The sequence below is a fragment of the Hominilimicola sp. genome, assembly GCF_046972485.1.
Lineage (GTDB): Bacteria > Bacillota > Clostridia > UBA1381 > UBA1381 > Hominilimicola > Hominilimicola fabiformis.
The window spans coordinates 1-10,343 of record NZ_JBKVWU010000078.1 but is presented as its reverse complement, the minus strand read 5'-3'; the positions used below and the strand labels follow the sequence as shown (position 1 = coordinate 10,343).

General features: G+C 39.0%; 7 protein-coding genes and 1 pseudogene. 5 read left to right on the top strand and 3 right to left on the bottom strand.

The annotated features are described in order from the left end of the window. The 3 genes and pseudogenes from ACLTU0_RS08405 to ACLTU0_RS08395 form a co-directional block, all read right to left on the bottom strand. A pseudogene (locus ACLTU0_RS08405) lies at positions 1-188 on the bottom strand (citrate synthase); the annotation flags it as partial. 42 nt (positions 189-230) lie between these two features. Next, on the bottom strand, positions 231-2,444 hold the full coding sequence (locus ACLTU0_RS08400; RefSeq protein WP_337870380.1) for a DNA gyrase subunit A: 2,214 nt from the start codon (positions 2,442-2,444) through the stop codon (positions 231-233). A gap of 16 nt (positions 2,445-2,460) precedes the next feature. Continuing rightward, the gene (locus ACLTU0_RS08395) at positions 2,461-4,479 is read right to left on the bottom strand and encodes a DNA gyrase/topoisomerase IV subunit B (protein ID WP_022229922.1); all 2,019 of its coding nucleotides are present in this window, start codon (positions 4,477-4,479) and stop codon (positions 2,461-2,463) included. 313 nt (positions 4,480-4,792) lie between these two features. Between ACLTU0_RS08395 and ACLTU0_RS08390 the strand changes: the two genes are divergently transcribed. From ACLTU0_RS08390 to gatB, 5 genes are all read left to right on the top strand, one after another. Continuing rightward, on the top strand, positions 4,793-5,311 hold the full coding sequence (locus ACLTU0_RS08390; protein WP_022229921.1) for a hypothetical protein: 519 nt from the start codon (positions 4,793-4,795) through the stop codon (positions 5,309-5,311). 31 nt (positions 5,312-5,342) lie between these two features. Continuing rightward, the gene (locus ACLTU0_RS08385; RefSeq protein WP_412322027.1) at positions 5,343-7,160 is read left to right on the top strand and encodes a VanW family protein; all 1,818 of its coding nucleotides are present in this window, start codon (positions 5,343-5,345) and stop codon (positions 7,158-7,160) included. 204 nt (positions 7,161-7,364) lie between these two features. Further along, a complete protein-coding gene (gene gatC, locus ACLTU0_RS08380) occupies positions 7,365-7,643 on the top strand; it encodes an Asp-tRNA(Asn)/Glu-tRNA(Gln) amidotransferase subunit GatC (RefSeq protein WP_022229919.1) in 279 nt (92 codons plus the stop codon). 50 nt (positions 7,644-7,693) lie between these two features. Beyond that, positions 7,694-9,106 carry an Asp-tRNA(Asn)/Glu-tRNA(Gln) amidotransferase subunit GatA gene (gatA, locus tag ACLTU0_RS08375; protein ID WP_412322029.1) on the top strand — a complete coding sequence of 471 codons (1,413 nt, stop codon included), beginning with the start codon at positions 7,694-7,696 and terminating at the stop codon, positions 9,104-9,106. Then, on the top strand, positions 9,103-10,343 hold a 1,241-nt coding region (gene gatB, locus ACLTU0_RS08370; RefSeq protein WP_412322026.1), incomplete at its 3' end, for an Asp-tRNA(Asn)/Glu-tRNA(Gln) amidotransferase subunit GatB. The genes gatA and gatB, both read left to right, overlap by 4 nt.

The following is a 10,343-nucleotide window of genomic DNA, read 5'->3' as shown; positions in this document are numbered from 1 at the left end:
TCAATATAGTAACCCAAAACCGCACCGACAGAAGTAAGCCCTGCCATTACACCTGTACCGTCATCGTTTCTCAAACCTCTTTTAACGCTGTACTGCTTAAAAAGTTCCTTTGAAAACGGCTGATACACATCTGATGCCTCTTCTTGAAATCTCTCTTGTAATCTCTTTTTATCCTCTTCCTTTAACATATCTCCACTTCCCTTCCGCTCCGCTATATCAGAGCTTGAAATTTATATCAGACTTATTTGATTGTCCTCTCCCCTTAAAATTCCTCCGGCTGCCGGAATATTTTTCGGTCTGTAATGCTCAATGTCCTCAACTGTGCATTGTTCTTTGTCTACAACCTTAACAACCTTTGCGTCTTTTTTACGCAACGTTATTACCTGTATACCCTGTGTACTCTTTGTCGCTTTAAGCGGAATCTTTTCCGTATTAACCAATAACACTCTGTTATTATCCGACATCAGAACAACATCTTTATCTTCATCAAGAAGTCTTATATCACATATCGGCGACTTATTTCCGTATGCACCGATAAGTTTTTTACGGTTTGTCTTAGTTTCATAATTTGAAAGCGCAACTTTCGCCATTTTACCGTTTTCAAACGTAAACAGCATTTCGCCCTTATAATCCGTTGTTACAACAGTATACACTATTTTTTCATCTTCTTCAAGTCCAAGTATTCCCGGCAGGTACTCGCCCATAGTGCTTACCTTTGCATCTGCAAGGTCATATGTTTTCATTTTATATGCAACGCACTTATTTGAGAAGAATATAAGTTCGGATTTATTTGTCGATTCCATTGTCTGAACAATTTCATCTGTTTCCTTTAATTTATGCTCCGTTGTGCTTGAACGAAGTGATACGGCTGAAATCTTCTTAATATAATTATCTCTTGTTACGAAAATTGTAAGCGGATAATCGTCTATATTTTCCGTTTCGTTATACTCCGTTATTTCCTCACCGCTGATTAAAGTCGTCTTTCTTTCCTGACCGTATTTCATTGCGATTTTCTTTAACTGGTCTGCGATAATATTCTTAACCTCGTTATCGTCACCCAAAATACGGTTCAGTTCTTCAAGTTCCTCCATAAGTTTTTCAATCTCTGCGGTTCTGTTTATGATATATTCCTTGTTCAAACTGCGAAGTTTGATTTCCGCAATATACTCTGCTTGAACTTCGTCAATGTCAAAGCCCTCCATAAGATTAGGAACAACATCGGTATCTTTTTCCGTATGACGAATTATTGCAATCGCTTTGTCAATATCAAGCAAAATCTTTTTAAGACCTGTTAAAAGGTGAAGTTTTTCGCTTTTTTTATCAATATCATATTTAATACCGTTTTTAACGCAGTTCATTCTGAACAGTATCCACTGCTGTAAAATCTGCTTAACGCCCAGAACCATAGGTCTTGCATTAATCAAGATATTGAAGTTACAGCTAAAACTGTCCTCAAGCGGTGTCAGCTTATAAAGCTTTGTCATAAGCATATCGGGATCAACGCCGCGTTTTAAATCAAGTGCGATTTGAAAACCGTCAAGACCTGTTTCGTCACGTGCGTCTGAAATTTCTTTCAGTTTGTTTGCTTTTACAAGCTCCATAATCTTGCCGATTATCGCTTCGACTGTTGTTGTATAAGGAATTTCGTTGATTTCGATACAGTTATTTGCCTTGTCGTAAGTATATTTTGCACGAAGTTTAAAACTTCCGCGGCCTGTTTCGTAAATCTTACGCATTTCGCTTTCAGAGTAAATAAGGTCTGCTCCCATTGAAAAGTCAGGTGCAGGCATATATTTAATCACGTCCGCATTTTCGTTTTTCATACAAGCGATAGTTGCGTCACAAACTTCTTTAAGATTGAATGAACAAATATTACTTGCCATACCTACGGCAATACCTTGATTTGGATTTATAAGAATATTCGGAAACGCAACCGGCAAAAGCGTCGGTTCTTTCATTTCACCGTCATAACTGTCTATAAACTCAACCGTATTCTTATTAATATCCTTAAACAGTTCCGCACATATCGGATCAAGTCTTACCTCCGTATATCTTGACGCCGCATATGCCATATCTCTCGAATACTGCTTACCGAAGTTACCCTGCGACTCGACAAGCGGGTGCAAAAGTGCCTCGTTACCGCGTGTCAAACGTACCATTGTTTCATATATGGCACTGTCACCGTGAGGGTTTAATTTCATTGTCTGTCCGACTACGTTAGCCGATTTTGTAAGTTTTCCTCCCAAAAGTCCCATTGTATACATTGTGTACAAAAGTTTTCTGTGAGCAGGCTTAAGTCCGTCTATTTCGGGAATTGCTCTCGATACGATAACACTCATCGCATAGGGCATATAGTTCTGCTCAAGTGTTTCGGTAATGGGCTGTTCGTCTATCGGAGCATATATAATCTCTTTTTCTTCTACTTTCTTTTTCTTCCTTGCCATAAAATTCTCCTATCCTTTATGATAAGTCAAGCATTTCCATATATTTTCCGCCGTTGTCGGCAATGTATTCTTTTCTGTCCGTAATATTATCGCCAAGCAATACGTCAAACATTCTCGATGTGCTTTCCGCATTTTCCGGCGTTACTCTTATAAGTCGTCTTGTTGACGGATGCATTGTCGTAAGACTCATCATATCAGGCTCGTTTTCACCAAGACCTTTTGAACGTTTAATATCGTATTCGTCACGTTCTTTCGACAATCCGTCCTCTGTAAATTTCTTTAATATTTCTTCCTTTTCGCCGTCTGTATACGCAAAATGTTTTTCACCCTTACGCTTTGTCTTTGTAATCGTTATTTCGTAAAGCGGTGATTCGGCAATATACACCTTGCCTTTTTCGATAAGTGTAGGCATAAGGCGGTATATCATTGTAAGAACAAGCGTTCTGATTTGGAAGCCGTCAACGTCAGCATCTGTACAGATGATAACCTTGTCCCAACGCAAATTGTCAAGATTAAAACTTTCAATATTTTTATTATGAGCAGACTTAATCTCCACACCGCAGCCAAGCACTTTTACAAGGTCGGTTATAATATCGCTCTTAAAAATTCTCGGATAATCGGCTTTCAGACAATTCAGTATCTTACCTCTGATCGGCATAATCGCCTGAAACATCGGGTCACGCGCCAATTTACACGAACCTAAAGCCGAGTCACCCTCCACTATATAAACTTCACGCTGTGAAACGTCCTTACTTCTGCAATCAACGAACTTTTCAACTCTGTTCGTTATATCCATTGTACCCGTAAGTTTCTTTTTTATATCAATTCTTGCCTTTTCGGCATTTTCACGGCTCTTTTTATTGACAAGAACCTGATTTGCGATTTTTTCGGCATCTGTTTTGTTTTCTATAAAGTAAACTTCAAGCTGTTGACGTAAGAATTCCGTCATTGCGTCTTGAATAAACTTGTTGTTTATCGCTTTTTTTGTTTGGTTTTCGTAACTTGTCTGAGTTGAGAATGAGTTTATAACAAGTGCCAAACAGTCCGCTACGTCCGCAAATGTTATTTTTGAATCGTTTTTATTATATTTGTCATTCTGTTTCAAATATCTGTCAATCGCATATACGAATGCGTTTCTTACCGCCTTATCGGGTGAACCGCCGTGTTCAAGGTAACTTGAATTGTGATAATATTCAAGCATATTGACTTTGTTTGAGAAACAGAATGCAACTTGCATTTTCATTCTGTAATCCTCTTTGTCCGCCCTGTCACGTCCCTCACGTTCCATTTCCCATGTTTCAACAGTTGTAAAGCTGTCATCGCCGACAGTTTCTTTAACATAGTCAACAATACCGTTCTCGTAATAATACTCGAACATTTCCATACCTGTTTCTGTTTCGTTGTAAAGAACGAATTTCAAGCCTGCATTAACCATAGCCTGCTTGTTTAAAACGTCTTGGAAAAATTCAATCGGTATATTTATATCGGTAAAAACTTCGGTGTCAGGTTTCCATTTTTGTACCGTTCCCGTCTGAACGCTTCTTGTTTCAGACTTTTGAAGTCCTCCGACGTTTTCGCCTTTTTCAAAATGCAATGTATACTGCGTTTTGTCACGCACAACGGTTACGTCCATATATTCACTGCTGTACTGTGTTGCACACGCGCCAAGACCGTTAAGACCTAAACTGTACTCATACATTCCGCCTTTATTGTTGTCATACTTACCGCCCGCGTACAATTCACAATATACAAGCTCCCAGTTAAATCTGCCCTCGCCCTCGTTATAGTCAAGAGGTATTCCGCGGCCGTGGTCCTTTACTTCTATGGATTTATCCATAAAACGCGTAACTTCTATTAAACTTCCGTAGCCCTCACGAGCTTCATCTATTGAATTTGATAATATTTCAAAAAAAGAATGTTCACAGCCTTCAAGACCGTCTGAACCGAATATTACAGCAGGACGCTTTCTTACTCTGTCCGCACCCTTTAGACTTGTTATGCTGTCATTTCCGTATTCCTGTTTCTTTTTCGGCATAAACTAACCGTCCTTTCGTGTATTTTCGCTTTCAGCTATAAAAATACTATTATATCTTATTAATTATACTACTATATAGGTTGTTTTGTCAAACGCCGTAAGGCAACATTTAGATTAAATGAATGTTACACACTTCTTTATTATTTGTTCAACATTGATAAAACAACCAAATGATTACAGAGAAAATGATACATTGCGTAAAAAAATTATTTTCCTATTGTTTTACGACATTTTTTATGCTAAAATTATACTGTATATACAATGTATATACAGTTTATTAATACATTAATTTTAACGATTTGAGGTTTTAACTATGAATACCGCATATATATATCTTCAGCTGTATAAACTTTTTGACGACATAACACCTGTTCCGGTTGACTGCGGTCAGCTTTGCGACAAGGCTTGCTGTAAAGGTGACGACAGCGGAATGTTTCTTTTTCCGGGCGAAAAAGAAGTTTTTAATCTGTTAAATCCCGATTGGGTACGAATTGAAAAGACAGACTTCACATATGATTATAACGGAAAAACATATACCACGCCTATAGCTATGTGTCAAGGTTATTGTGACAGATATCAACGTCCGTTAGCCTGTCGGATTTTTCCGCTTACACCGTATCTTGACAAAAACGGTCATATGGATATTATCGTTGACCCACGTGCAAAAGGTGTCTGTCCTATGGCTAAAGGTTTTTATCTTGAAGATTTTGACGCGGTTTTCATAAAAAATATTAAAAAGGCATTTTCTTTACTTATGAAAAACAAGCAATTTAAAGCCTTTATGGTTGAATATTCAAAATACTTAGATGAATTTAAGCGTTTTTATAAATAATTAAACAGTATTCAGAAAGGATATAATTGTAATGCAGGAAAATAACAACGAGAATAAGAAAACTCTAAACGAAAATGACGCAAACGATGTAATGCAAAATTCCGAAAATACAGAAACAAATGATACAGAAGAAACAGATGTTACTCCTGTCAGTGAAGAAAATGTTTCCGAAAGCGAATTGACGGAAAATAACGAGTCTGATGTTTCCAATACAATCAGTGAAGAAGAAACAGCCGATAATTACAGTTTTGACGATGAGGAAGACGATTTTGCAATTTCTCCCGAAGAAAATGACGAAACAGCTCCGTCTGAGCAAGACGACAATGCAGACGACGATACAGAAACAGATATTGAAAAAGAACAGAGAAAAGCTGAACTTACAAAAAAAATCAAAGCAGGATTAAAAAAAGCGGCTGTTCCCGCTTTAATCGCAGTTATCGTACTGATTTGTACTTTCATTGCATTTTTCATATATTCCCTTTCTACTATAGAAGAAGATAAGGTTATGAAAAATGTGTACATAGAGCAGTTGGACGTTGGCGGTCTTACATATGACGAGGCACTTGATTCAATAAACGCAACATATCTTTTACAGAATACTGCAATCACATTGACTTCAAACGGTCAGACATACGAAATAAACGGCTCAGACATCGGACTTACAGCAATTGCGGAAGATACCGCAAAAAAGGCTTTCGATTACTGCAAATCGGACAGCACATTAAAAAATGCATTTGCCGCTATTGAACTTATGTTCAAGCCACACATAATCGTTCCTGCCGTACAAGTCGATACCGAACAGCTTGACGCAAAACTTAACGAATTCGGTAACATTGCACTTGGCGAAAGAAAACAGCATTACGTTGAATTTAACGACGACGGTACACTTACAATATATTCCGGTAAGACAGGTTATAATTTAGACCCATCAACCGCCGAGCAAGAAGTTATTACCGCTCTTAGCAATGAAATTTTTAATAACATCGCGGTAACATTCACTTCTGCCCCACCGGACGAAATGACTGTTGAATCACTTGACGCACTTGTATACAAAGACCCGACAGACGCAAGATACGAAGTCAACGGAAATGATGTAAACATAGTTGCAGGCGATACGGGACGTTACATAAATAAAGATGAGGCTGCAGCAATTATAGGAAATGTATACGAAGGCTGTGAACCTGTCACATTGCCGTTCTACGTTTCATATCCGACCGTTGACGAAAACACATTAAGAGAAAAATTATTTTCGGCAACATTGAGCAGTTATTCAACATCATACGGCAGTTCGACCGCAAACAGATGTGCCAATGTTGCAAGAGCGGCAAGCCTTATAAACGGCAAAGTAATTGCACCGGGTGATGTATTCTCATTCAACGACACAGTCGGTCACCGCACAATCGAAAACGGTTTCTCTACCGCAAAAGAATACGTTGACGGCAAGAGCGTTGACGGTATCGGCGGCGGTACTTGTCAAGTCAGCAGTACCCTTTATTCGGCGGTATTGTATGCCGACCTTTCGATTGTTGAACGTCTTAACCATATGATGACCGTAGGTTATATTCCGCTCGGTCAGGACGCAACCGTTTCGGACGGCGGAGTTGATTTCAAATTTAAAAACAACACCGACTATCCGATTAAAGTTTCGGCTTACACAAGCGGTGCAACAATCACTGTAAGCATTATCGGTACTGATTGGGAACCTCACAGAGAAGTTAAAATTTCAAACACTTCTTCAACTTCCGGCAAAAATACCGTTGTTCATTCAACAAGATATGTATATGTCAACGGTGAGCTTATCTCAACCGATACGCTTAATACAAGTACATATATGCCGCACGAGCCATAATGCAAATTGCATAAATGAAAATAATATAAAACTTAATATTTTTTCATTTTACCCCTTGCAAACATTTTTAAATTATGGTATTATAATATTAATCTTACAGCAAAGACGTTGTATAACAGAGCGAAAACTCTGTTATATTACGTCTTTTTTTGTATAATAAAAACATTATACAAAAACAAAATATTTAAAGAACGGAGAATTGATATGTTTAACTCAGATTTGACAAAGCACCTCGCAGAGCTTTCAAAGCTTGAATTTACAGATGAAGAGCTAGAACAAATGACGGCTGATATGACAAATATCATAGCTATCATGGATAAAGTATGTGAATTTGATACATCAAAGCCTGCCTATGCACTTGATGCGGTTGACTATAAAGATTTAAGGGCGGACGAACATCGAAATTCGTACCCTACCGAAGAAATTGTTAAGAATGCGAAGAATGTTAAAAATAACAGTTTCGTAGTTCCTAAAGTAGTTTAACAGTCAAGAGAAAGGATTTGATTAACGTGGCTTTAAAAAAACTGAGAGAAATGCTTGACAGTAAGGAGATCAGTGCGGTTGAACTTACCGAGCAATATTTTGACAGAATAGAAAATTCAGATAAAGAAATAAACAGTTATATAACAGTGTGCAAAGAAAACGCACTTGCGGACGCAAAGAAAGCACAGGAAGTTATCGACAGTGGCAACAGCGGTGCATTTACGGGATTGCCTATTTCGGTTAAAGATAACATATGTACACTCGGTGTCAAGACAACCTGTGCATCACATATGCTTGATGACTTCATTCCTCCGTATAACGCAACGGTAATGGAAAAATTAAAGAAAGACAACATCGTTATGCTCGGCAAAACAAATATGGACGAATTTGCAATGGGTGGTTCTTCTCAAACATCATATTTCGGCGGTGTTAAAAACCCTTACGACTTAACTCGTGTTACAGGCGGTTCTTCCGGCGGTGCCGCAGCAAGCGTAAGTGCCGACCTTTGTGCCGCCGCACTCGGTTCGGATACAGGCGGTTCTGTTCGTCAGCCTGCTTCATTCTGCGGTGTTACAGGTCTTAAACCGACATACGGCACTGTTTCAAGATGGGGACTTATCGCATTCGCATCTTCACTTGACCAAATCGGCGTTATCGCAAAGTCTGCCGAAGACACAGGCTATATGCTTGAGGGCATTTACGGCTATGATGAAAATGACGCCACATCAAGCAAAAAATCAGAGGGCAACTATAATTCACTTATCGGAAGTGATGTAAACAAATTAAAAATCGGTGTACCGAAAGAATTTTTCGGTGACGGTCTAAATGACGAAGTTAAAACGGCTGTTTTAAACGCCGTTGAATATTACAAAAAACTTGGCTGTGAAATAGTTGACGTTTCACTTCCGAGTCTTGAATATGCGGTTTCGGCTTACTACCTAATTTCATCAGCCGAGGCGGCAAGCAACCTTTCACGTTTTGACGGTATCAAATACGGTCTTAGAAGCGGTCTTGGCGAAGACTTTAACGACCTTATTAAAAATTCACGCCGTGAAGGATTCGGTCAAGAGGTTAAAAGAAGAATTATGCTTGGCAACTACGCACTATGTTCGGGTTACTATGACGCATATTATAAAAACGCAACGCGTATAAGAACGCAAATAAGAAACGAATATTCCGATATATTCAGCAAGTGCGATGTTATGCTTACACCGACCGCACCGACTACGGCTTATAAAATCGGTGAACAGGAAAACGATCCCGTTAAAATGTATCTTGCCGATATTTATACAGTAACCGTAAACATTGCCGGACTTCCCGCAATTTCCACAACCTGCGGTTACGATTCAAAAGGTTTGCCTATCGGTATGAGCCTTATCGGAAAAGCATTTGACGAAAAGACAATAATAGCAGTATGCGACAGATTTGAAAAAGACTTTGAAAGAAAGGAGATTGTACTATGAGATACCAACCCGTAATAGGACTTGAAATTCACGCGGAATTATTGACAGATTCAAAAGTATTCTGTACTTGTCAGAATGAATTCGGCGGCAGCGAAAACACTCGTGTATGTCCAAGATGTTCGGGACTTCCGGGTACACTTCCCCTTTTAAATCAAGGTGCGGTAAGGCTTGCCGCAAAGGCAGGTTTTGCACTTGACTGTACCGTAAATAATTACAGTGCATTCGACAGAAAGAATTATTTTTATCCCGACTTGCCTAAAGCATATCAGATAACACAATTTGACCACCCGATCTGTACAGGCGGTTATATAACCGTCACAGGCGGTAAGGACATCAGAATTAACCACATTCACATTGAGGAGGACGCGGGTAAGCTTGTGCATGACGATTATGAGGGCATTTCAATGGCTGACTATAACCGTTGCGGTGTACCGCTTATTGAAATCGTAACAGAGCCGGACTTCCGTTCAATCGAAGAAGTTCAAGACTTTGTTGAAAAACTTGCTTTGCGTTTAAAGTATGCAGGCGTGTGTGACGCAAAAATGGAGCAAGGCTCAATGCGTGTTGACGTTAATATTTCAATTATGCCTGTCGGCTCAACCGAATTCGGTACCCGTGCCGAGCTTAAAAATCTGAACTCATTAAAAGCAATCGGTCGTGCGATTGAATATGAAATAAACCGTCAAGCGGAAATTCTTGATAACGGCGGTACTGTTATTCAGGAAACAAGACGTTACAACGACAACCACGGCGATACAAAGGCATTACGTTCAAAAGAGGATGCACACGATTATCGTTACTTCCCTGAACCGGATATTCCTCCGGTATTCCTATCGGACGAAGAAATTGAGGACATAAGAAAGTCAATGCCGGAAATGCCGCAAGACCGTTTTGTACGTTATACGGAAAAGTACGGACTTCCGACAGATGACGCTAATCTTATTATATCAAGCAAGGAATTTTCGGATTTTTACGATGAGTCTGTAAAAATAAATCCGGACTACAAACAAATTTCTAATCTGATGCTTGTTGAACTTAACAGAAACCTTAACGATTCCGAAAAGACTATTTCAGATGTAACATTCTCCCCTGCCGATTTGGCAGAGCTTGTTAAAATGTCAACAGACGGCGTTGTTTCAAAAAATGCCGCAAAGGATATTTTGAAGATTATGTTCAATAACGGCGGTAAGCCTATTGATATTGCCAAAGAAAACGGCTTTATTATGGACAATGACAC

Coding starts and splice junctions, on each gene's coding strand:
- ACLTU0_RS08400 (WP_337870380.1), bottom strand. CDS start 2,444: ATGGCAAGGAAGAAAAAGAAAGTAGAAGAAAAAGAGATTATATATGCT.
- ACLTU0_RS08395 (WP_022229922.1), bottom strand. CDS start 4,479: ATGCCGAAAAAGAAACAGGAATACGGAAATGACAGCATAACAAGTCTA.
- ACLTU0_RS08390 (WP_022229921.1), top strand. CDS start 4,793: ATGAATACCGCATATATATATCTTCAGCTGTATAAACTTTTTGACGAC.
- ACLTU0_RS08385 (WP_412322027.1), top strand. CDS start 5,343: ATGCAGGAAAATAACAACGAGAATAAGAAAACTCTAAACGAAAATGAC.
- gatC (WP_022229919.1), top strand. CDS start 7,365: ATGTTTAACTCAGATTTGACAAAGCACCTCGCAGAGCTTTCAAAGCTT.
- gatA (WP_412322029.1), top strand. CDS start 7,694: ATGCTTGACAGTAAGGAGATCAGTGCGGTTGAACTTACCGAGCAATAT.